This window comes from Enterobacter sp. P82, assembly GCF_037053385.1.
Lineage (GTDB): Bacteria > Pseudomonadota > Gammaproteobacteria > Enterobacterales > Enterobacteriaceae > Enterobacter.
On record NZ_JBALHX010000002.1, the window covers coordinates 156,781 to 178,377 of the forward strand.

Annotated in this window: 18 protein-coding genes; 11 read left to right on the top strand and 7 right to left on the bottom strand. The window is 53.7% G+C overall.

Going from position 1 to position 21,597, the window contains the following annotated elements:
- Nucleotides 1-30 precede the first annotated feature (30 nt).
- Nucleotides 31-1,089: a LacI family DNA-binding transcriptional regulator gene (locus WB237_RS13560; protein WP_336213818.1), complete on the top strand. Its 1,059-nt coding sequence runs from the start codon at nucleotides 31-33 to the stop codon at nucleotides 1,087-1,089.
- Here WB237_RS13560 and msrA read toward each other — a convergent pair whose 3' ends face one another.
- The gene (msrA, locus tag WB237_RS13565; RefSeq protein WP_336213820.1) at nucleotides 1,090-1,731 is read right to left on the bottom strand and encodes a peptide-methionine (S)-S-oxide reductase MsrA; all 642 of its coding nucleotides are present in this window, start codon (nucleotides 1,729-1,731) and stop codon (nucleotides 1,090-1,092) included.
- Nucleotides 1,732-1,955: 224 nt separating this feature from the next.
- On the opposite strand from msrA, the gene tamA reads away from it, so the two are divergent.
- The 3 genes from tamA to WB237_RS13580 are packed head-to-tail and all read left to right on the top strand — an operon-like array spanning nucleotide 1,956 to nucleotide 7,809.
- Nucleotides 1,956-3,689: an autotransporter assembly complex protein TamA gene (gene tamA, locus WB237_RS13570; RefSeq protein WP_336213822.1), complete on the top strand. Its 1,734-nt coding sequence runs from the start codon at nucleotides 1,956-1,958 to the stop codon at nucleotides 3,687-3,689.
- On the top strand, nucleotides 3,686-7,462 hold the full coding sequence (gene tamB, locus WB237_RS13575) for an autotransporter assembly complex protein TamB (RefSeq protein ID WP_336213825.1): 3,777 nt from the start codon (nucleotides 3,686-3,688) through the stop codon (nucleotides 7,460-7,462). Before tamA ends, tamB begins: the two co-directional genes overlap by 4 nt.
- Before the next feature lie 2 nt (nucleotides 7,463-7,464).
- Nucleotides 7,465-7,809, top strand: coding sequence for a gamma-glutamylcyclotransferase family protein (locus WB237_RS13580; RefSeq protein WP_014830431.1), 345 nt, complete (start codon nucleotides 7,465-7,467; stop codon nucleotides 7,807-7,809).
- 314 nt (nucleotides 7,810-8,123) lie between these two features.
- Here the strand turns inward: WB237_RS13580 and WB237_RS13585 are convergent, their stop codons facing one another.
- The 3 genes from WB237_RS13585 to ppa all read right to left on the bottom strand — a co-directional run bounded on the left by WB237_RS13585 (nucleotide 8,124) and on the right by ppa (nucleotide 9,927).
- Nucleotides 8,124-8,594, bottom strand: coding sequence for a hypothetical protein (locus WB237_RS13585; RefSeq protein WP_336213828.1), 471 nt, complete (start codon nucleotides 8,592-8,594; stop codon nucleotides 8,124-8,126).
- Nucleotides 8,591-9,175: a hypothetical protein gene (locus tag WB237_RS13590; RefSeq protein ID WP_336213830.1), complete on the bottom strand. Its 585-nt coding sequence runs from the start codon at nucleotides 9,173-9,175 to the stop codon at nucleotides 8,591-8,593. Before WB237_RS13590 ends, WB237_RS13585 begins: the two co-directional genes overlap by 4 nt.
- A 221-nt stretch (nucleotides 9,176-9,396) precedes the next feature.
- The gene (ppa, locus tag WB237_RS13595; RefSeq protein ID WP_010427397.1) at nucleotides 9,397-9,927 is read right to left on the bottom strand and encodes an inorganic diphosphatase; all 531 of its coding nucleotides are present in this window, start codon (nucleotides 9,925-9,927) and stop codon (nucleotides 9,397-9,399) included.
- 308 nt (nucleotides 9,928-10,235) lie between these two features.
- On the opposite strand from ppa, the gene ytfQ reads away from it, so the two are divergent.
- The 5 genes from ytfQ to WB237_RS13620 all read left to right on the top strand — a co-directional run bounded on the left by ytfQ (nucleotide 10,236) and on the right by WB237_RS13620 (nucleotide 16,448).
- The gene (ytfQ, locus tag WB237_RS13600) at nucleotides 10,236-11,192 is read left to right on the top strand and encodes a galactofuranose ABC transporter substrate-binding protein YtfQ (protein ID WP_014068659.1); all 957 of its coding nucleotides are present in this window, start codon (nucleotides 10,236-10,238) and stop codon (nucleotides 11,190-11,192) included.
- 64 nt (nucleotides 11,193-11,256) lie between these two features.
- Nucleotides 11,257-12,759 (top strand): galactofuranose ABC transporter, ATP-binding protein YtfR, encoded by a 1,503-nt coding sequence (gene ytfR, locus WB237_RS13605; RefSeq protein ID WP_049005177.1) that lies wholly within the window; start codon nucleotides 11,257-11,259, stop codon nucleotides 12,757-12,759.
- 10 nt (nucleotides 12,760-12,769) lie between these two features.
- A complete protein-coding gene (gene ytfT / locus WB237_RS13610) occupies nucleotides 12,770-13,795 on the top strand; it encodes a galactofuranose ABC transporter, ATP-binding protein YtfT (RefSeq protein WP_028016478.1) in 1,026 nt (341 codons plus the stop codon).
- Nucleotides 13,782-14,783 (top strand): galactofuranose ABC transporter, permease protein YjfF, encoded by a 1,002-nt coding sequence (gene yjfF, locus WB237_RS13615; RefSeq protein ID WP_129996827.1) that lies wholly within the window; start codon nucleotides 13,782-13,784, stop codon nucleotides 14,781-14,783. The genes ytfT and yjfF overlap by 14 nt, the downstream gene beginning before the upstream one ends.
- A gap of 93 nt (nucleotides 14,784-14,876) precedes the next feature.
- Complete coding sequence (locus tag WB237_RS13620) at nucleotides 14,877-16,448, top strand: methyl-accepting chemotaxis protein (protein WP_336213836.1); 1,572 nt, start codon at nucleotides 14,877-14,879, stop codon at nucleotides 16,446-16,448.
- On the opposite strand, the gene WB237_RS13625 is transcribed toward WB237_RS13620, so the two are convergent.
- Together WB237_RS13625 and fbp are read right to left on the bottom strand one after the other, a co-directional pair.
- Nucleotides 16,420-16,776 (bottom strand): helix-turn-helix domain-containing protein, encoded by a 357-nt coding sequence (locus WB237_RS13625; protein ID WP_336213838.1) that lies wholly within the window; start codon nucleotides 16,774-16,776, stop codon nucleotides 16,420-16,422. The genes WB237_RS13620 and WB237_RS13625 overlap by 29 nt on opposite strands.
- A 150-nt stretch (nucleotides 16,777-16,926) precedes the next feature.
- Nucleotides 16,927-17,925, bottom strand: coding sequence for a class 1 fructose-bisphosphatase (fbp, locus tag WB237_RS13630; protein WP_108089461.1), 999 nt, complete (start codon nucleotides 17,923-17,925; stop codon nucleotides 16,927-16,929).
- A 197-nt stretch (nucleotides 17,926-18,122) separates the two neighbouring features.
- Here fbp and mpl point away from each other — a divergent pair, with 197 nt between their 5' ends.
- Nucleotides 18,123-19,496, top strand: a complete 1,374-nt coding sequence (gene mpl / locus WB237_RS13635; protein ID WP_028016483.1) for a UDP-N-acetylmuramate:L-alanyl-gamma-D-glutamyl-meso-diaminopimelate ligase — start codon at nucleotides 18,123-18,125, stop codon at nucleotides 19,494-19,496.
- A gap of 72 nt (nucleotides 19,497-19,568) precedes the next feature.
- Here mpl and yjgA read toward each other — a convergent pair whose 3' ends face one another.
- Nucleotides 19,569-20,120, bottom strand: a complete 552-nt coding sequence (yjgA, locus tag WB237_RS13640) for a ribosome biogenesis factor YjgA (RefSeq protein ID WP_008501414.1) — start codon at nucleotides 20,118-20,120, stop codon at nucleotides 19,569-19,571.
- 95 nt (nucleotides 20,121-20,215) lie between these two features.
- On the opposite strand from yjgA, the gene pmbA reads away from it, so the two are divergent.
- Nucleotides 20,216-21,568, top strand: coding sequence for a metalloprotease PmbA (gene pmbA / locus WB237_RS13645; RefSeq protein WP_032666755.1), 1,353 nt, complete (start codon nucleotides 20,216-20,218; stop codon nucleotides 21,566-21,568).
- Nucleotides 21,569-21,597: the final 29 nt, after the last annotated feature.

A 21,597-nucleotide genomic window follows, 5' to 3' on the forward strand; every position in this document is an offset into this window, starting at 1 on the left:
GCAAAAACTGAATGAGAGCGAGGTCACACTATGCCTGGCAGGTTAAAAATGGAGGAAATTGCGGCCCTGACGGGCTATTCCGTCAGTACCGTGTCGCGGGTATTAAGCGGCAAGTCTTATACCAGCGATAAAGCCCGGGAGGCGATCGTTCGCTCCGCCAGAGAATTAGGTGTGCTGGAGTCAATGGCGAGCGGGAGACTATTAATTAACGGTATCGCTGTGTTTGCGCCGGAAAGAACCTTTCAGGGACGTGGGGACATTTTTTATCTGGAAGTCACAAAAGGCATTGCTGAAGCCTGCTCGCCGCACAATGTGTGGGTCAGTTGCTGTGGGTTAGAAGAACAGCACGCCGATGTGAAATTATTTATGGAAAAGGCCAGCCATAAGAATATCAACGCGATAATTATTATTGGGACTGATGATTCCACCATATTTAAACTGGCGAGTACGCTGAATAAACCCTGCGTGTTGATTAATTCTGTTGACCGGGATCGGGTGCTGGATTCCGTGTCACCCGATCACCGGGCGATTGGTTTCACCGCCATGCAGTATCTGTTTGAACAAGGGCATCGCCGCGTGCTCACGCTTACCTGCCTGCGACGGGATACGCTCTACGCGCGTCTGGACGGCATAAAGGAGGCATACCGCCATTTTCACGTGGCCTTTGATCCCCAGCGCGATTTGTTAGTGACGGAGTGGTTTACGGCAGAAGAGGCCGAGCAGGCGCTGGATACGTGGCTGATGACGCATGACCGCTCCCAGTGGCCGGAGGTGATTTTCCCCAACAGTACCAGCATGACGGAAGGGGTGGTCAGGGCATTAACGCGTCATGGGCTGCGCATTCCGGAAGACATTTCACTCATTACGACCGATTTTGCATGGAATTTAGCGCACCGTCTGGAAAAACCGGTCACGGGCGTCACGGTTCCCTGCCGTGAGCTGGGGATTGAGGCCGTTCACCTGCTGCAAACACGGCTCAACCGACCGCAGGCACCGGTCTTCAACCTGCTGCTGCAGGGCAAAGTCATGGATTATGGCTCGGTCAGTAACGCCACGCGCCACGCGGCGCGCGTGGCGCTGGATCAATAATTAAGCTTGCTGCGGCGGCAGGCAGACGCCAATGCCCCCAATGCCACAATAGCCATACGGGTTTTTATGCAGATACTGCTGGTGATCGTCCTCGGCGTAGTAGAACGGTTTCGCGGCGGTGATTTCCGTCGTCACCTCGCGCGTATCGCCAGCGTCACGCATGGCTTGCTGGAAACGCTCAAGGCTGGCGCGCGCGGCGGCATCCTGCTCAGGTGTGAGCGGATAAATGGCCGAGCGATATTGTGTGCCGTGGTCGTTACCCTGACGCATGCCCTGCGCCGGGTCGTGGTTTTCCCAGAACACGTGGAGAAGTTGCTCGTAGCTAATCACCGCAGGGTCATACACCACACGAACGGCTTCCGCATGGCCGGTTTCGCCAGAGCATACTTCGCGGTAGGTTGGATTTGGCGTGTAACCGCCAGTATAACCGGCAGCCGTGCTGTAAACGCCGGGCAGTTGCCAGAACAGACGTTCCACACCCCAGAAACACCCCATCGCGAACAGGGCGATTTCCATTCCATCAGGAACGTTGCTCATTGAGTGGTTGTTTACGGCGTGTAAGGTTGCCACAGGCATAGGGGTGTTGCGTCCCGGTAATGCATCTGCTTGTGAAACCAGATGCTTTTTGTCGAATAAACTCACGATGGGGCCTCCCGGGGTGCGATGTTTCAGTTAAGGTTGTCACGAAGCGTTTAATTGAACACAATAAATGCGCTGAATGAGTCTAGATTTAATCATAAGAAATATTTGGGTGTTGCACCCATTTTCAACCCGCGATTCGGGTTTTTGGCCAACAGGCCGTATTTTGCCGCGGAGCGGCACTTCATTTGCTTCCAGGGTGGAAACAGGGATATTCAGGAGAAAACGTGATAAAAATCCGCCAGTTATGCTTGGTCAGTTTGCTACTAACAAGCGGGATTGCCAGTGCGGCGAACGTTCGTTTGCAGGTTGAAGGGTTATCCGGGGCGCTGGAAAAAAACGTGCGTGCGCAGTTGTCGACCATCCAGAGTGATGAGGTGACGCCGGACCGCCGTTTTCGCGCGCGCGTAGATGACGCGATCCGTGAAGGGCTAAAAGCGCTGGGTTATTACGAACCTACCATTGATTTTGACCTACGCCCACCGCCAAAGAAGGGGCGCCAGGTGCTTATTGCCCGCGTTTCGCCGGGTGAGCCGGTACTGATTGGCGGCACTGACGTCATTCTGCGCGGTGGAGCACGCACAGACCGGGATTACCTGGATCTGCTCAGTACGCGGCCGAAAATCGGTACCGTACTCAATCACGGTGACTACGATCATTTCAAAAAAGAGCTGACGAGCGTTTCCCTTCGTAAGGGCTACTTTGACAGCCAGTTCAACAAAAGTCAGCTTGGTATTGCGCTGGACAGACACCAGGCCTTCTGGGATATCGATTACGACAGTGGGGAGCGCTATCGTTTTGGCGATGTAACCTTCGAAGGTTCGCAAATCCGTGAAGAATATCTGCAAAATCTTGTGCCCTTCAAAAAAGGGGATTACTACAAGTCGAGCGATTTGGCGGAACTGAACCGTCGTCTTTCAGCCACCGGATGGTTTAATTCCGTGGTTGTCGCGCCGGAATTTGATAAGTCGCGCAAAACTAAAGTGTTGCCATTGCATGGCGTCGTCTCGCCACGGATCGAGAACACCATTGAGACCGGTGTGGGTTATTCGACGGATGTCGGTCCGCGCGTGAAGGCCACATGGAAAAAGCCGTGGATGAACTCGTACGGCCACAGTCTGACGACCAGCGCGAGTATCTCCGCCCCGGAACAGCAGCTCGATTTCAGCTATAAAATGCCCTTGCTGAAAAACCCGCTGGAGCAATATTACCTGGTTCAGGGGGGCTTTAAGCGTACCGACCTGAACGATACCAAGTCAGATTCCACCACCCTTGCGCTGTCACGCTACTGGGATCTCTCCAGCGGCTGGCAGCGTGCCATTAACCTGCGCTGGAGTCTCGACCACTTTACTCAGGCCAACGTCACCAACACCACGATGTTGCTCTATCCGGGGGTGATGATCAGCCGTACCCGCTCACGCGGTGGCCTGATGCCTGACTGGGGCGATTCCCAGCGTTATTCCATTGATTACTCCAACACCATGTGGGGTTCCGATGTCGACTTCTCGGTGATTCAGGCACAAAACGTCTGGATCCGTACGTTGTATGACAAACACCGCTTTGTGATGCGCGGCAACCTCGGCTGGATTGAAACCGGTGACTTCGACAAAGTCCCACCGGATCTGCGCTTCTTCGCTGGTGGCGACCGCAGCATTCGCGGTTATAAATACAAATCCATTGCGCCAAAAGATGACAGCGGCAAGCTGATCGGTGCGTCGAAACTGGCCACCGGCTCGCTGGAGTATCAGTACAACGTCAGCGGTAAATGGTGGGGGGCGATGTTTGTCGACAGCGGCGAAGCGGTGAGCGACATCCGCCGCAGCGATTTCAAAACCGGCGCGGGCGTGGGTGTGCGCTGGCAGTCACCCGTCGGGCCCATCAAGCTCGATTTCGCCGTACCTGTGGGCGACAAAGAAGAGCATGGTTTACAGTTTTACATCGGTCTGGGGCCTGAATTATGAGTTTATGGAAGAAGATAAGCCTCGGGGTGCTGATTTTTATCGTACTGCTGCTCGGTACGGTGGCGTTTCTGGTGGGAACGACAACCGGGCTGCACCTGCTGTTTAACGCCGCTAACCGCTGGGTGCCGGGACTTGAAATTGGTCAGGTGACGGGCGGCTGGCGCGATCTGCGTCTGAAGAACATTCGCTATGAGCAACCTGGCGTAGCGGTCAACGCCGGGGAGTTCCACCTTGCGGTGAAGCTGGGTTGTCTGCGGGACAGCAAGCTATGCGTCAACGATCTGTCGCTAAAAGATGTAAACGTGGCGATAGATTCAAAGAAAATGCCGAAGTCTGCGCCGGTCGAGGAAGAAGACAGCGGTCCGCTGAATCTCTCCACGCCGTATCCGATCGCGCTCTATCGGGTGGCGCTTGATAACGTCAATATCAAAATCGACGACACCACCGTATCCGTGATGGATTTCACCTCCGGCCTGCGCTGGCAGGAGAAAAACCTCACCCTGACGCCGACGTCCCTGCAGGGATTACTGATCGCGCTGCCGAAAGTGGCCGACGTGGCGCAGGAAGAGATCGTCGAGCCGAAGATCCAGAACCCACAGCCGGAAGAGAAGCCGCTGGGTGAAACGCTGAAAGACCTCTTCTCGAAACCCGTCCTGCCGGAAATGACCGATGTTCATCTGCCGCTGAATCTCAACATTGAAGAGTTCAAAGGCGAGCAATTGCGCCTCACCGGCGATACCGATCTGACGGTCTATAACATGCTGCTTAAAGTCAGCAGTATTGACGGCAATATGAAGCTCGACGCGCTGGATATCGACACCAACCAGGGCTCGGTGAATGCCTCTGGCAATGCCCTGCTGCGCGACAACTGGCCGGTGGACATCACGCTGAACAGCGCCCTGAATATTGACCCGCTGAAAGGTGAAAAAGTGAAGGTCAAAGTGGGCGGTGCGCTACGCGACAAACTGGACGTCGGGGTAAATCTCTCCGGCCCGGTAGATATGGTCCTGCGGGCGCAAACTCAACTGGCAGAAGCGGGGTTACCGCTCAATGTTGAAATGGTCAGTAAACAGCTTTACTGGCCGTTTACCGGCGAAAAACAGTTCCAGGCCGATGATCTGAAGCTGAAGCTGAGCGGCAAAATGACCGATTACACGCTCTCGTTCCGTACCGCAGTGAAGGGGCAGGGCGTGCCGCCCGCGAACATCACGCTGGATGCGAAGGGCAATGAACAGCAGGTTAATCTCGACAAACTGACCGTTGCGGCACTGGAAGGCAAAACCGAGCTGACCGCACTGCTCGACTGGCAGCAGGCGATCAGCTGGCGCGGTGAGCTGAAGCTGACGGGTATTAACACCGCCAAAGAGGTACCGGACTGGCCGTCGAAGCTGGATGGCCTGATCAAAACCCGCGGCAGCCTGTACGGCGGCACGTGGCAGATGGACGTGCCGGAAATCAAACTCACCGGGAACGTGAAGCAGAACAAGGTTAACGTTGAGGGCTCGGTCAAAGGCAACAGCTACCTGCAGTGGACGATCCCGGGTCTGCACGTAGCGCTGGGCCGCAACACGGCGGATATCAAAGGCGAGCTGGGGGTGAAAGATCTCAATCTGGATGCCACTATCGACGCGCCGAATCTGGATAATGCTCTGCCGGGCCTGGGTGGCACGGCGAAAGGGTTAGTGAAAGTGCGCGGGACGGTAGACGCCCCCCAACTTCTGGCGGATATCACCGCCAATAACCTGCGCTGGCAGGAGCTAAGCGTTGCCCGTGTTCGCGTGGAAGGGGATGTGAAATCCACCGATCAGATCGGCGGTAACCTGAACCTGCGCGTGGAGCGCATTGCTCAGCCGGACGTGAACATTAATCTGGTGACGCTGGAAGCGAAAGGCAACGAAAAGCAGCACGACCTCCAGCTGCGTGTGCAGGGTGAGCCGGTCTCCGGGCAGCTTCACCTGACAGGAAGCTTTGACCGTAAAGAGGAGCGCTGGAAAGGTCTGCTTGATAACACCCGCTTCAACACACCGGTCGGGCCGTTGGCGTTGTCACGCTCTATTGCGCTGGACTACCGTAACGCGGAACAAAAGATCAGCATCGGACCACACTGCTGGACCAACCCAAATGCTGAGCTGTGTGTACCTCAGACCATTGATGCTGGGGCGGAAGGGCGCGCGCAGATCAACCTTAATCGCTTTGACCTGGCGATGTTGAAGCCGTTTATGCCAGATACCACGCAGGCCAGCGGCGTCTTTAGCGGGAAGGCCGATGTGGCCTGGGACACCACAAAAGAAGGGCTGCCACAGGGTAGCGTCACGCTTTCGGGTCGTAACGTGAAGGTGACGCAACTGGTGAATGATGCGCCGCTGCCGGTAGCCTTTGACACCCTGAACCTGAGTGCGGATCTGCATAACAACCGTGCAGAGCTGGGATGGCTTATCCGTCTGACCAACAATGGTCAGTTTGATGGACAAGTGCAGATTTCCGATCCGCAAGGACGGCGTAATCTTGGCGGCAACGTCAATATCCGTAACTTCAACCTGGCGATGGTGAACCCGATTTTCGACCGCGGGGAAAAAGCAGCAGGCATGCTGAATGCCAATTTGCGTCTGGCTGGCAACGCGCAAAGCCCGCAGCTGTTCGGTCAGATGCGGCTCAGCGGTGTGGATATCGACGGTAACTTTATGCCGTTTGATATGCAGCCGAGCCAGATCGCGATGAACTTCAATGGTATGAGTTCAACACTGAGCGGCTCGGTATTGACTCAGCAAGGGCAGATCAATCTGAGCGGTGACGCAGACTGGAGCCAACTCGATAACTGGCGCGCCCGTATTGCTGCGAAAGGCAGTAAGGTACGCATCACCGTTCCGCCAATGGTACGCCTTGATGTTTCACCTGATGTTGTCTTTGAAGCCACGCCAAGCCTCTTCACGCTTGACGGACGCGTCGACGTGCCGTGGGCTCGTATTGTGGTTCACGACGTGCCGGAAAGTGCGGTCGGTGTCTCAAGTGATGAAGTTATGCTCAATGAAAATCTGAAACCTGTCGAACAGAAGAGCGCTGGCATACCGATTAATAGTAACCTTATCGTGCACGTGGGGAATAACGTGCGGTTGGATGCGTTTGGGCTGAAGGCGAGGCTTACGGGTGACCTGAAGGTGGCGCAGGATAAACAAGGGTTGGGCCTGAACGGGCAGATTAATATTCCTGAAGGGCGTTTCCATGCCTATGGTCAGGATTTAATTGTGCGTAAAGGTGAACTGTTGTTCTCCGGTCCACCGGATCAACCTCTGTTGAATATCGAAGCGATTCGTAACCCGGAAGCGACGGAAAACGACGTCATCGCGGGTGTACGCGTCACCGGTTCCGCCGACGAACCGAAGGCGGAAATCTTCTCTGACCCAGCGATGTCACAACAGGAAGCTCTTTCTTACCTGTTGCGTGGACAAGGTCTGGACAGCGGTCAGAGCGACAGTGCGGCGATGACCTCGATGTTAGTGGGTCTGGGGGTTGCACAAAGTGGGCAGGTTGTGGGTAAAATCGGCGAGACGTTCGGCGTAAGCAATCTGGCGCTGGACACCCAGGGCGTGGGTGACTCCTCGCAGGTGGTGGTCAGCGGCTATGTACTGCCGGGTCTGCAGGTAAAATATGGTGTGGGGATCTTTGACTCACTGGCAACACTCACGTTACGCTATCGCCTGATGCCTAAGCTATATCTGGAAGCAGTGTCCGGCGTAGACCAGGCACTTGATCTGCTCTATCAGTTTGAGTTTTAGCAATGCGAATATTTGTCTACGGCAGTTTACGAACCAAGCAAGGCAACAGTCACTGGATGACCAATGCCCTGCTGCTGGGGAATTACAATATCGAGAACTACCAGTTGTACAGCCTGGGCCACTATCCAGGCGCGGTTCCCGGCGAAGGAACAGTACAGGGTGAAGTCTATCGTATTGATAACGCGACACTTGCCGAACTTGATGCCTTGCGCACCAGGGGCGGTGAATACGCGCGCCAGTTGATCCAGACACCGTACGGAAGCGCGTGGATGTATGTCTACCAGCGTCCGGTCGAAGGGTTAACGCGGATTGTAAGCGGTAACTGGTTAGACAGAGACCAGTACTGAAAAACGACAACGCCACCGAAAGGTGGCGTTGTTTTTTGTTCCTTCAGCTCTCTTCTGCACCCCGGCGTCGGGTTAAAAACAGAGGAACGAACAGCATGATGTACGGGGCAATAAGCCATAACAAACATAAAGCGCGTGAACGACCATAGTAGTTTATGCATCGCGTATTGCTTGAAATGACGGGCAGGAAAAACAGTAAAAACAGCAGAATCGCATAATCGCTTCGATAAGGGATCCATAAGTAACACAAAAACCAGGTAAGCTGGAATGCCATGATGCAGAGATACTGCCATTTGCTGTCTTTACCGTAACAGTCAAATGCTTTTATGTAGCCCATCTTTATGCTTTGAAGAAAGAAACTTAGCATGTATCACGCTCACGATCACGACGGTCAGGAGTGTGCTCGTCAGCAACGCCCCTAAAAAATAGCTATGGGTGATATCAGTAGCACCCGAGCCTAAAGTATGCAATTGACTATATCCTCTCTCTACTGCAACGAAAAGGGTATACAGCCCGATATTAATACAGAACTGGAGCAGACAAGAAACGACGATATTTTTGGGGATTCTTTTTAATAGAACTAGCAACGTATAGATAATACTTGCTGATAGAGCAAAATAAATCCCATTAAATAAACTGGCTAGTAATGAATTATTTATTTCACTGTATACTAAATTATCGCTCCCATAGTACCACGCCAGGTATTCAAAATACGTACTTCTACCAAAGACAAAAGAGGCAATAATAAGGACGAGCAGACTCATGATATGACTTTTCTTACTCATAGTTTTGCTCCTTTTGACAGCAGTTCCTTCATTGTTTTACTGGCTTCTAGCTGATCTTTGATTATGGCAAGGTCACGCGTATTGTGGTTATATTTTGCAATAGCGGTTGGTGTACCTTTTCCACCATTGTCCATAAAGAAGACAATATCCTTACGGCCATAAAGAAGAACTTGCGGAATGGGGTCGCGGCCATAACTCACTGCTTGCGGCAGGGAGTGGATAGACTCTGTCGTGAGGAAACGAGGAATATTTTCAAGTTCAATATTGCCTAAAGGCGTTGTGGCAATAAGGGAGCCGATAAAATCGGTCGTATACACTAACGTATCGGTATCTTTAGTCGTGACTTTTGAACCTGTAAGATATTTTATCTGTTGCCAAAGAGTAATATCTTTAGGGATAACCTTAACGCCATCCATAAACATATCTTGCTTGCGTTTGAGCTGAATGACAGTACGGTGCACCTGTGTCAAAGAGGGGCTTATTTCCCCAATAGAAGGCATAAGGCCATCGCGAGAATACAGCCGTTCAATGATAAAATAAATTCCAGTTGGGCGGGCAACATCAATGTTAATGGATGACATATGAATCCTATAATGAATGGGGATTAATGTTCATCATGACAGTATGTTGTTAATGGCCAGGCTATTCAACCATCCCCACCATAAATGATAGGATATCTTTATTGCTTTTAATGCCTGAATGAAACGGAATGGGATTTATCTTAAAAAATCAGTTTGTGCTGCTTTTAACCATAGACACAAAAAAGCCCCGACTTGCGGGGCCTTAATATCAGCCGTAAGAATTACTTCTTAGCAGCGCGTTCGAAAGAGGCGATGATTTCTGCTTTCGCCGCTTCTGCGTTGTCCCAGCCGTCAACTTTAACCCACTTGCCTTTTTCGAGGTCTTTGTAGTGCTCGAAGAAGTGAGTGATCTGCGCTTTCAGCAGTTCTGGCAGGTCGTTCACATCTTTGATGTGATCGTATTCTTTGCTCAGTTTGGTGTGCGGAACCGCAACCAGCTTCGCATCTTCACCGGATTCGTCGGTCATTTTCAGTACGCCAACTGGACGGCAGCGGATAACTGAGCCTGGCTCCAGTGGGTATGGCGTTGGGACCAGTACGTCAACCGGGTCACCGTCCAGAGACAGGGTGTGGTTGATGTAACCGTAGTTGCACGGATAGAACATCGCGGTAGACATGAAACGGTCTACGAACAGGGCGCCGCTCTCTTTGTCCACTTCGTATTTGATAGGATCTGCGTTAGCCGGGATTTCGATTACTACGTAGATATCTTCTGGCAGTTCTTTACCCGCTGGGACGTTGAGTAAGCTCATGTCGGTGTCCTTTAAAATGGATGGTAAACAAGTGGCAGGTATTATAGCCAACTCGCGCTGAATGTCTCCGCCTGTTTTCGCCTTCTCTCACCGCTAACCCCACTTTTCAGACCGATTCCATGACAGAAAAATCCATAAACTCAGCTGCATTTTTCATGGCGAAATGAAAGCGATTACAAACTTGTGATTAACGTTTTATTCACTTTTCCGAAGTGTGATGTAACGCAATTCGTTACATATTTCATTGGCTATAGTCATTTCGCAGAACATCTTTTCACCAACAATAATCCCCCTACGAGGACGTTCATATGTGGAAGCGCTTACTCCTGGTCACAGCAGTTTCGGCAGCCATGTCGTCTATGGCGATGGCCGCCCCTTTAACCGTAGGTTTTTCGCAAGTCGGCTCTGAATCCGGCTGGCGAGCAGCAGAAACCAACGTTGCAAAAAGCGAGGCCCAGAAACGTGGTATCACCCTGAAAATCGCCGATGGTCAGCAAAAGCAGGAAAACCAAATCAAAGCCGTGCGTTCGTTTATCGCCCAGGGCGTTGATGCCATCTTTATTGCGCCTGTCGTCGCGACGGGCTGGGAACCTGTCCTGAAGGAAGCGAAAGACGCTGAGATCCCGGTTTTCCTGCTCGATCGTTCCATTGATGTCAAAGACAAATCGCTCTATATGACCACCGTCACCGCCAACAACATTCTTGAAGGACAGTTGATTGGTGACTGGTTGGTGAAACAGGTGGATGGCAAACCGTGTAACGTCGTTGAGTTGCAGGGCACCGTTGGCGCGAGCGTGGCCATCGACCGTAAGAAAGGGTTTGCTGAGGCTATCGCTAAAGCACCAAACATCAAGATTATCCGCTCTCAGTCCGGTGACTTCACGCGCAGTAAAGGCAAAGAGGTTATGGAGAGCTTTATCAAGGCTGAAAACAACGGCAAGAACATCTGCATGGTTTACGCCCACAACGATGACATGGTGATCGGTGCGATTCAGGCCATTAAAGAAGCGGGCCTGAAGCCGGGCAAAGATATCCTCACCGGCTCAATCGACGGTGTGCCAGACATCTACAAGGCGATGATGGACGGTGAAGCGAACGCCAGCGTGGAGCTCACGCCGAACATGGCGGGCCCGGCATTCGATGCGCTGGAGAAATTCAAGAAAGACGGCACGATGCCTGAAAAACTGACTATCACCAAATCCACACTCTACCTTCCTGACACAGCAAAAGAAGAGTTAGAGAAGAAGAAAAATATGGGTTACTGATCCAGTGTAATTGCCGGGTAGCGCTACGCTTACCCGGCCTACGATTTGTGCCGGAGGCGTAAATATGAACTCGGAACAACATCAGGAAATCCTCCGCACAGAGGGCTTGAGTAAATACTTTCCTGGCGTAAAAGCGCTGGATAACGTTGATTTTAGCCTGCGGCGTGGTGAGATTATGGCGCTGCTGGGTGAGAACGGAGCAGGGAAGTCGACGCTGATTAAAGCCCTGACCGGCGTCTATCATGCCGATCGCGGCACTATCTGGCTGGAAGGCAATGCCATTTCGCCGAAAAATACCGCTCACGCCCAGCAGCTTGGGATCGGGACGGTCTATCAGGAAGTGAACCTGCTGCCGAACATGTCGGTGGCGGATAATCTGTTTATTGGCCGTGAACCACGACGCTTTGGCCTGCTGCGCCGCAAGGAGATGGAAGCGCGGGCGACAAAGCTGATGGAATCCTACGGTTTTTCTCTCGACGTTCGCGAGCCGCTGAACCGCTTTTCCGTTGCCATGCAGCAGATCGTCGCGATTTGTCGCGCTATCGATCTCTCCGCAAAAGTACTGATCCTCGATGAGCCCACTGCCAGTCTCGATACCCAGGAAGTGGAAATGCTCTTTACCCTGATGCGCCAGCTGCGCGATCAGGGCGTGAGCCTGATCTTCGTGACCCATTTCCTCGACCAGGTGTATGAAGTGAGCGATCGCATTACGGTACTGCGTAACGGCAGTTTTGTCGGCTGTCGGGAAACCCGTGAATTACCCCAGATTGAACTGGTCAAAATGATGCTCGGGCGCGAGCTGGAGACCAACGCGCTCCAGCGTGCGGGCCGCACGCTGCTGAGTGATAAACCCGTCGCGGCTTTCAGTGATTTCGGCAAAAAAGGGACTATTTCACCGTTTAACCTGGAGGTTCGTCCTGGCGAAATTGTCGGTCTGGCCGGATTGTTAGGCTCCGGACGAACAGAAACCGCCGAAGTCATCTTCGGAATTAAGCCAGCAGACAGCGGCACCGCATTAATCAAAGGCAAACCGCAAACGCTGCGATCGCCGCATCAGGCCTCGTGTCTGGGCGTTGGCTTCTGTCCGGAAGACAGAAAAACGGACGGTATTATTGCCGCCGCCTCGGTGCGGGAGAATATCATTCTGGCGTTACAGGCGCAGCGAGGCTGGCTGAGGCCAATCCCACGCAAAGAGCAAAACGCCATTGCGGAACGCTTTATCCGCCAGCTTGGCATTCGTACCCCGAGCGCAGAACAACCTATTGAATTCCTTTCAGGGGGTAACCAGCAGAAGGTCTTGTTGTCGCGCTGGCTGCTGACCAAACCCCAGTTCCTGATCCTCGATGAACCGACGCGCGGGATTGACGTCGGTGCGCATGCTGAAATCATCCGGCTTATTGAAACGTTGTGTGCGGACGGCCTGGCGCTGCTGGTCATATCGTCTGAGCTGGAGGAACTGGTGGGGTATGCCGATCGCGTGATCATCATGCGCGATCGTAAACAGGTGGCAGAGATCCCGCTGGATAAACTGTCCGTTCCGGCGATCATGAATGCCATCGCGGCGTAAGGAGTGAATTGTGATGTCTCGTTCGCTTTCGCAAACAGGGGAGTCAAAGCGCCGCTTCAACTGGCCAACCGGCACACCGCAAATCGCGGCACTGCTGGTGGTACTGTTGGTTGACAGCCTTGTCGCGCCGCATTTCTTCCAGATTATTGTCCAGGATGGCCGTCTGTTTGGCAGCCCGATCGATATTTTGAACCGTGCGGCGCCGGTGGCGCTGCTGGCGATTGGTATGACGCTGGTCATTGCCACTGGCGGGATTGACCTCTCCGTCGGCGCGGTGATGGCTATCGCCGGGGCTACGGCAGCCTCAATGACCGTGGCCGGGCACAGCCTGCCGGTGGTGCTGCTTGCCGCCTTAGGCACTGGCGTACTCGCCGGGCTGTGGAACGGTATTCTGGTGGCAGTCCTCAAGATCCAGCCGTTTGTCGCCACCCTGATTTTAATGGTCGCCGGGCGCGGTGTGGCGCAGCTGATCACATCCGGGCAGATCGTCACCTTTAACTCTCCGGGCCTGGCGTGGCTTGGCAGCGGCAAACTGTTGTTCTTCCCGACTCCGGTGATCATTGCCCTGGTGACGCTGGTGGTGTTCTGGCTCTTTACCCGCAAAACGGCACTGGGCATGTTCATTGAGGCCGTCGGGATCAACATTCGTGCCGCGCGCAACGCCGGGGTCAATACCCGGTTGATGGTGATGCTGACCTATGTGCTGAGCGGCATATGCGCCGCCATTGCCGGGACGATCGTCGCGGCAGATATTCGTGGGGCCGATGCCAACAACGCAGGACTCTGGCTGGAGCTGGATGCGATCCTGGCGGTTGTGATCGGCGGCGGATCGCTGATGGGCGGGCGTTTTAACCTGCTGCTCTCGGTGATTGGCGCGCTGATTATTCAGGGAATGAATACCGGGATCCTGCTCTCTGGTTTCCAGCCGGAGCTCAACCAGGTGGTGAAAGCGGTGGTCGTGCTCTGTGTGCTGATCGTCCAGTCGCCGCGCTTTGTCAGCATCATTAAGGGGATCCGTGGCCATGATAAAACGTAATTTGCCGCTAATGATCACGCTGGGCGTGTTTGTGCTGGGTTATCTCTACTGTCTGACCCAGTTCCCGGGGTTTGCCTCCACGCGTGTGATTTGCAATATCCTGACCGATAACGCTTTTTTAGGCATTATCGCCGTCGGGATGACTTTTGTGATCCTTTCCGGTGGGATCGATCTCTCCGTTGGTTCGGTGATCGCATTCACCGGCGTGTTTCTTGCGAAGGCTATCGGATTCTGGGGGATCTCACCGCTGGTGGCGTTTCCGCTGGTGCTGGTGATGGGGTGCGCGTTTGGTGCCTTTATGGGGCTACTGATCGATGCGCTGAAAATCCCGGCTTTTATTATTACCCTCGCCGGGATGTTCTTCCTTCGCGGCGTGAGTTATCTGGTGTCGGAAGAATCTATTCCGATTAACCATCCGGTGTACGACACGCTCTCCAGCCTGGCGTGGAAAATACCCGGCGGTGGACGTTTGAGCGCGATGGGGTTACTGATGCTGGGCGTCGTGGTCATTGGGATCTTCCTTGCCCATCGTACCCGGTTTGGCAATCAGGTTTATGCTATTGGCGGCAACGCCACGTCGGCAAACCTGATGGGGATCTCCACCCGCAGTACAACTATTCGCATCTATATGCTCTCAACAGGTCTGGCGACGCTGGCGGGAATTGTATTCTCGGTTTATACCCAGGCGGGTTATGCCCTGGCAGGCGTAGGGGTGGAACTGGATGCCATCGCCTCGGTGGTGATCGGTGGAACGTTGCTCAGTGGTGGCGTGGGGACGGTGCTGGGGACGCTGTTTGGCGTGGCAATCCAGGGCCTGATACAAACCTACATTAACTTTGACGGCACGCTCAGCTCCTGGTGGACCAAGATTGCCATCGGCATTTTGCTGTTTATTTTTATCGCCCTGCAGCGTGGTCTGACGGTGCTCTGGGAGAATCGTCAAAGCTCGACGGTTACACGCGTAAACACATCAGTAACAGAGCGATAACACGCTGAATTTGCTTAAAGTCTAAACATTTTCCGGTAGCGGCCGATACTCTTTTTTTATGCCCAGAAATATCTCGCTACCGGAAATAATATCATGCTTAAAACGCTATCGATTCGTACCGGCTTGCTCTCTTTACTGGCCGTTATGACCCTTCTGCTGCTGATTGTCAGCGGTATTGGCATTTATGCCCTTACACAGAGTTCTTCTTCACTACAGCGCATCAACCACCTTCAGGGTGAGCAGATGGTGCAGCTTAATTCCGGCTATACGCTGATCCTCCGCGCCCGCAATGAAGCGGGTCAGGCCGTCCGAATGATGGAAATCGGCATGCTGGATGATGCGGCCAAATCGGTAAAAAATATCAATCAGGAAGTCACCCTGGCCCAGAAAACGCTGAAAGGCGTGATCGACGGCGGTGTGGCCGATGAGCAAGGCCAACAACTGCTTGATAAAGTGGCGGCCAGCCTGGCGACGTATAACCAGCAGGGGATCAACCCGATGCTGAAAGCGCTGAACGAACAGAGCGCGGACAGCTATTACGATCTACTGGAAAACAAGCTGATTCCAGTGGCCTCCCAATTTGATAACGATATGCAGGCCTTCCAGAAATGGAGTGAAGCGCGGGGCAAAGCGGAAGTGAGTGCCGTGCAGTCCAGCAAAAATCGGGTTCTGATCCTGATCGTGGTGGCGGCTCTGCTGACGGCGGGCATTATTGTGCTGGCCTGGCTGGTACTACGCCACATGTTGCTCAAACCGCTCTCGACCTCTATTGCTCAACTGGAGAATGTGGCGGCAGGCGATTTAACCCACACGCTGAATCCACCGGCAAGCCAGGAATTTAATCGCCTGAATGCGGCAATCGAAGAGATGCGCCATTCGCTGATGAACTCGGTTCTGCGGGTACGTGATGCCAGCTCGCAAATTGATACCGGCAGCCGTGAGCTGACGGCGGGGAACAGGGATCTTGCTGAGCGTACGGAATCGACCGCCACGTCGCTGGAGCAGACCGCCGCCAGTATGGAACAGATCACCGCGACGGTGAAACTCAACGCCGATAATGCCGAGCAGGCTCACCAGCTGGCGAAGTCAGTGTCGGACACGGCCGATCACGGCAGCGAAATGGTCTGCTACGTGATTGAAAAAATGCGTGATATTTCCGGCAGTTCGGCACGTATCGCGGACATTCTCAGTGTTATCGACGGTATTGCCTTCCAGACCAATATCCTTGCGTTGAACGCCTCCGTGGAAGCGGCGCGCGCGGGTGAGCAAGGACGCGGGTTTGCCGTCGTCGCGGGCGAAGTGCGAAACCTTGCCAGCCGCAGTGCCGATGCAGCGAAAGAGATCCGAGCGCTTATCAGTGATTCCCAGACCCACGTCAGCGAGGGTAGTGAACTGGCCCAGCAGGCTGGCGAAACCATGGATGAGATCGCAACCGAAGTGCTGCGCATGACGAAACTGATGCGCGAAATTGCGACTGCATCCCAGGAGCAGAGTCGCGGCATTGAGCAGGTGAATATTGCGGTGAATCAGATGGATGAGACCGCGCAGCAGAATGCGGCGCTGGTACAGCAATCCTCCGCCGCGACTCGCTCCCTTGAGGAGCAGTCGCGCCAGTTGATGGAAGCCATGTCATCATTCAAGCTGTCGGCTCAGACTGCAGCATAATATTATTCAGCCCCGGTGTATTATGTGCCGGGGTTTTATTCTTCCCTGAATTTACTTCGGCAATATTATCATGAATATTACCCACTAACATTTCCAGTGCGCTGGTTAAGGCTAACGCATTTTCCGTCGGTTCAAGGTATAAACCTTTGCGGAAAAATAGCGGTTCATCAAACAGTTGATTAAAGCGCTTCAACGCCAGACTGACCGCAGGACGGGACATCTCCAGGCGCAAAGAGGCTTTCGCCATGCTGCCGCAGCGGACAACTTCAATAAATACCGGGATAAGATTTAAATCAATGCCGGTATTAGCACGGGAATAATTTTTCATTGCGATTTTGCTCCACGAAATATTTGCCAAACTGTTATGGAAATAATGCAGGAGCAGTGATGAATATTAAAGCGTGTTTTTTATAAACACTTATACGTTTAAATATATAAATGACCAGGGGAGCCGGATGGGCTCCCCTGAGGAAAGGTATTACGCGTCCGGATACTCACGAATAAAACGTTCAACGTCTTCAACCATATGGTTGTTGCCGACGAAGAACGAACGGCGCTGGTGAAGGCTTTCTGGCACGATTTCCAGAATACGCTCTTTACCGTCGCTCGCCTTGCCGCCAGCCTGTTCGGCCAGGAACGCCATCGGGTTGCATTCGTACAGCAGGCGCAGTTTCCCGTCCGGGTGGCTTGCAGTGCTTGGGTAGAGGTAGATACCGCCTTTCAGCAGGTTACGGTGGAAATCCGCGACCAGAGAGCCGATATAGCGGGAGGTGTAAGGGCGCTGAGTGGCTTTATCTTCTTCCTGGCAGAATTTGATGTACTTCTTCACGCCGTTCGGGAATCGGATGTAGTTTCCTTCGTTGATGGAGTAGGTATTGCCCTTCTCCGGGAAACGCATACGTTCCTGGCTCAGACAGAAAACGCCCAGTGAAGGATCGTACGTAAAGGCGTGAACCCCACACCCGGTGGTATACACAAGCATGGTGGAGGAGCCATACACGACGTAACCGGCAGCAACCTGATTAATGCCCGGCTGCAGGAAATCTTCTTCGGTCACCGGCGTGCCAACAGGCGTGACGCGGCGGTAGATGGAGAAAATGGTACCGACAGAAACGTTAACGTCGATGTTAGAGGAGCCGTCCAGCGGATCCATCAGAACAACGTATTTAGCGTGTTCACACCCGTCGAAAACAACAATTTCATCTTCTTCTTCGGAGGCGATACCCGCCACGATGTCGCGCGCGCGCAGTGCAGCTTTCAGTTTTTCATTTGCGAACAGATCGAGTTTCTGTTGAACCTCGCCCTGAACGTTCTCGGCACCGCTGGCACCCAGGATATCGACCAGACCGGCCTTGTTGATATCACGATGGATGATCTTAGCGCCCAGCTTTATTGCCGACAGCAAAGCAGTGAGTTCACCCGTAGCATGAGAAAACTCGTGCTGCTTTTCGACAATAAATTCACCTAACGTTTTCATAACACTTTCCCTGCATCTTTGTGAGTAGAGCGATTGTATGTTCACTAAAACGACTAAAGCCCAACAATCTTAACAAATATTCAAATAGTAGCGCAGTGGTGAATCGCGCCAGCAGTATACGGATTTACCTGAAATGCATTTCACAGCCGCTAACATGTGAGTAAAATGTGCGCCACATTAAAGAAGGATAGTGACGTATGCGCATTCATATATTGGGGATTTGTGGCACTTTCATGGGCGGACTGGCAATGCTGGCGCGCTCGCTGGGCCATGAAGTGACAGGTTCGGACGCCAATGTGTATCCGCCAATGAGCACACTTCTGGAGAAACAGGGCATCTCTTTGATTCAGGGCTACGATGCCAGCCAGCTGGATCCTGAACCGGATCTGGTGATCATTGGTAACGCCATGACGCGTGGAAACCCATGTGTTGAGGCGGTGCTGGAACGCAATATTCCGTTCATGTCCGGCCCACAATGGCTGCATGATTTCGTCCTGCGTGACCGCTGGGTGGTTGCTGTTGCCGGAACGCACGGCAAAACCACGACCGCCGGTATGGCGACCTGGATCCTTGAAGCCTGTGGCTACAAGCCGGGCTTCGTGATTGGCGGTGTGCCGGGTAATTTCGATGTTTCTGCACGCCTGGGTGACAGCCCGTTCTTTGTGATCGAGGCCGACGAATATGACTGCGCGTTCTTCGACAAGCGTTCCAAGTTTGTTCACTACTGCCCGCGCACGCTGATCCTCAACAACCTTGAGTTCGACCATGCGGATATTTTTGACGATCTGAAAGCGATTCAGAAACAGTTCCACCACCTGGTGCGCATCGTTCCGGGCCAGGGGCGCATCATCCTGCCGGAAAACGACATCAACCTGAAGCAGACCATGGCGATGGGCTGCTGGAGCGAACAGGAGCTGGTGGGTGAGCAGGGCCACTGGCAGGCGAAAAAACTCAACGCCGATGCCTCCGAGTGGGAAGTCCTGCTCGACGGGGAAAAAGTGGGTGAGGTGAAATGGGGTCTGGTGGGCGAGCATAATATGCACAATGGCCTGATGGCGATTGCTGCTGCACGCCATGTGGGTGTTCTGCCTGCGGATGCGGCCAATGCTCTGGGTTCGTTTATCAACGCCCGTCGTCGTCTGGAACTGCGTGGTGAGGCCAATGGCGTCACGGTGTATGACGATTTCGCACACCACCCAACGGCCATTCTGGCAACGCTTGCCGCCCTGCGTGGCAAGGTCGGCGGCACAGCCCGTATTCTGGCGGTGCTGGAGCCGCGCTCGAACACCATGAAAATGGGCATCTGCAAAGACGATCTCGCGCCGTCGTTAGGCCGTGCCGATGAGGTCTTCCTGCTGCAGCCGCAGCATATTCCGTGGCAGGTGGCGGAAGTGGCTGATGCCTGCATTCAGCCTGCGCACTGGAGTGCAGATGTGGATGCGCTCGCGGATATGGTGGTGAAAGCCGCGCAGCCTGGCGACCACATTCTGGTGATGAGCAACGGTGGTTTTGGTGGCATCCACCAGAAGCTGCTTGATGGTCTGGCGAAGAAAGCCGAGGCCGCAGAGTAAAAAAGAGCCCGGTGGCGCTAGCGCTTACCGGGCCTGCATTCTTTTCTCCCTCGCCCCTATGGGGGGAGGGGATTACTCTTCGTTCTCTGACAGCTCGCGCAGATACTGGAAAATCAGGCGCGCGGACTTCGGCGGCTTATTCCCTTCTTTCTCTTTCTTCGCGTTGCGGATCAATGAACGCAACTGCTGGCGGTCGGCGTCTGGCCACAGATTTAAGACTTCCGGTACCGCATCATCACCCTGTTCAATTAGACGATCGCGGATCTGCTCCAGCTTATGGAACAGTGCAACCTGCTGGTTATGGCGGTTTTTCAGTTTGTCCAGCGCCTGGCGGATCGGATCAACGTCGCGCTGACGCAGCATTTTACCGATAAGCTGAAGCTGGCGACGACGGCCTTCTTTTTTGATTTTCTGTGCCAGTTCAATGGCATCACGCAGATCCTGGTCGAGCGGGATCTTATCCAGCGCGTTTTTACCCAGTTCTACCATTTCTGCGCCAAGCTGTTTTAACTCTTCGGCGTCACGTTTAATTTCACTTTTACTGACCCAGATGATCTCATCATCTTCGTCTTCGATGTCATCACCGGGAACGTCGTCGAGCCAGTCTTCGGGCTGCTTAGTCATGTCAGGCTCCTTAAAAAAAGAGGCTAATGTTACCAGTTAAGACGCGCACTGAAAAACGGTTCTCTGTTAGACTTCAGTTAACTCTCTCTTACAGTATGGCATTTGCGATGAAAGTAACCTCACAAGTTGAAGCGCAGCGTAAGATTCTGGAAGAAGCCGTCTCCACCGCGCTGACGCTCGCTTCAGGTAAATCAGATGGCGCCGAAGTGGCGGTCAGCAAAACCACCGGCATTAGCGTGAGCACCCGCTATGGCGAAGTGGAGAATGTAGAATTCAACAGTGATGGCGCGCTTGGCATCACGGTGTATCACCAGAATCGCAAAGGCAGCGCGTCATCGACCGATCTCAGCCCGGATGCGATTGCTCGTACGGTGCAGGCGGCGCTGGATATCGCCCGTTATACCTCCCCGGATCCTTACGCCGGCGTTGCTGATAAAGATCTGCTGGCGTTTGACGCCCCGGATCTCGATCTTTTCCACCCGGCAGAAGTTACCCCGGACGAGGCGATCGAGCTGGCGGCGCGTGCCGAACAGGCTTCTTTGCAGGCGGATAAACGCATCACCAATACCGAAGGCGGCAGCTTCAACAGCCACTACGGTATCAAAGTGTTCGGCAACAGCCACGGCATGCTGCAGGGCTACTGCTCAACCCGTCATTCACTCTCCAGCTGCGTCATCGCCGAAGAGAATGGTGACATGGAGCGTGACTACGCCTACACCATTGGCCGCGCGCTCGGTGATTTGCAGTCTCCGGAGTGGGTGGGTAAAGAGTGTGCCGAACGCACGCTGTCACGCCTGTCACCGCGCAAACTCTCCACCATGAAAGCCCCGGTGATTTTTGCCAATGAAGTGGCGACCGGCCTGTTTGGTCACCTGGTCGGGGCCATTGCCGGTGGCTCTGTGTACCGTAAATCAACCTTCCTGCTCGACTCACTGGGCAAGCAGATCCTGCCGGAATGGCTGACCATCGAAGAGCACCCGCATCTGCTGAAAGGGCTGGCCTCCACGCCGTTCGACAGCGAAGGGGTGCGCACGGAACGTCGCGACATCGTCAAAGATGGTGTTCTGACCCAGTGGCTGTTGACCAACTACTCCGCGCGCAAGCTGGGGCTGAAAAGCACCGGTCACGCGGGTGGTATCCATAACTGGCGTATCGCCGGACAGGGCCTCAACTTTGCGCAAATGCTCAAAGAGATGGGCACCGGTCTGGTGGTGACCGAACTGATGGGCCAGGGCGTAAGTGGTATTACCGGGGATTACTCTCGCGGTGCGGCGGGCTTCTGGGTGGAAAACGGCGAAATCCAGTATCCGGTAAGCGAAATTACCATCGCCGGAAACCTGAAAGATATGTGGCGCAATATTGTTACGGTCGGTAACGATATTGAAACACGTAGCAATATACAGTGTGGTTCTGTACTTCTGCCGGAAATGAAAATCGCCGGTCAGTAATACCCGTAAAGGCGTTTTAATAATAAAAA

Bases quoted from the DNA above. Each gene is read 5' to 3' on its own strand.
- ppa (WP_010427397.1), bottom strand. From the start codon at position 9,927: ATGAGCTTACTCAACGTCCCAGCGGGTAAAGAACTGCCAGAAGATATC.
- WB237_RS13625 (WP_336213838.1), bottom strand. From the start codon at position 16,776: ATGAAAAATTATTCCCGTGCTAATACCGGCATTGATTTAAATCTTATC.
- ytfR (WP_049005177.1), top strand. From the start codon at position 11,257: ATGAACTCGGAACAACATCAGGAAATCCTCCGCACAGAGGGCTTGAGT.
- WB237_RS13560 (WP_336213818.1), top strand. From the start codon at position 31: ATGCCTGGCAGGTTAAAAATGGAGGAAATTGCGGCCCTGACGGGCTAT.
- yjfF (WP_129996827.1), top strand. From the start codon at position 13,782: ATGATAAAACGTAATTTGCCGCTAATGATCACGCTGGGCGTGTTTGTG.
- WB237_RS13585 (WP_336213828.1), bottom strand. From the start codon at position 8,594: ATGAGTAAGAAAAGTCATATCATGAGTCTGCTCGTCCTTATTATTGCC.
- WB237_RS13580 (WP_014830431.1), top strand. From the start codon at position 7,465: ATGCGAATATTTGTCTACGGCAGTTTACGAACCAAGCAAGGCAACAGT.
- WB237_RS13590 (WP_336213830.1), bottom strand. From the start codon at position 9,175: ATGTCATCCATTAACATTGATGTTGCCCGCCCAACTGGAATTTATTTT.
- pmbA (WP_032666755.1), top strand. From the start codon at position 20,216: ATGGCATTTGCGATGAAAGTAACCTCACAAGTTGAAGCGCAGCGTAAG.
- fbp (WP_108089461.1), bottom strand. From the start codon at position 17,925: ATGAAAACGTTAGGTGAATTTATTGTCGAAAAGCAGCACGAGTTTTCT.
- ytfQ (WP_014068659.1), top strand. From the start codon at position 10,236: ATGTGGAAGCGCTTACTCCTGGTCACAGCAGTTTCGGCAGCCATGTCG.
- tamB (WP_336213825.1), top strand. From the start codon at position 3,686: ATGAGTTTATGGAAGAAGATAAGCCTCGGGGTGCTGATTTTTATCGTA.
- yjgA (WP_008501414.1), bottom strand. From the start codon at position 20,120: ATGACTAAGCAGCCCGAAGACTGGCTCGACGACGTTCCCGGTGATGAC.
- WB237_RS13620 (WP_336213836.1), top strand. From the start codon at position 14,877: ATGCTTAAAACGCTATCGATTCGTACCGGCTTGCTCTCTTTACTGGCC.
- mpl (WP_028016483.1), top strand. From the start codon at position 18,123: ATGCGCATTCATATATTGGGGATTTGTGGCACTTTCATGGGCGGACTG.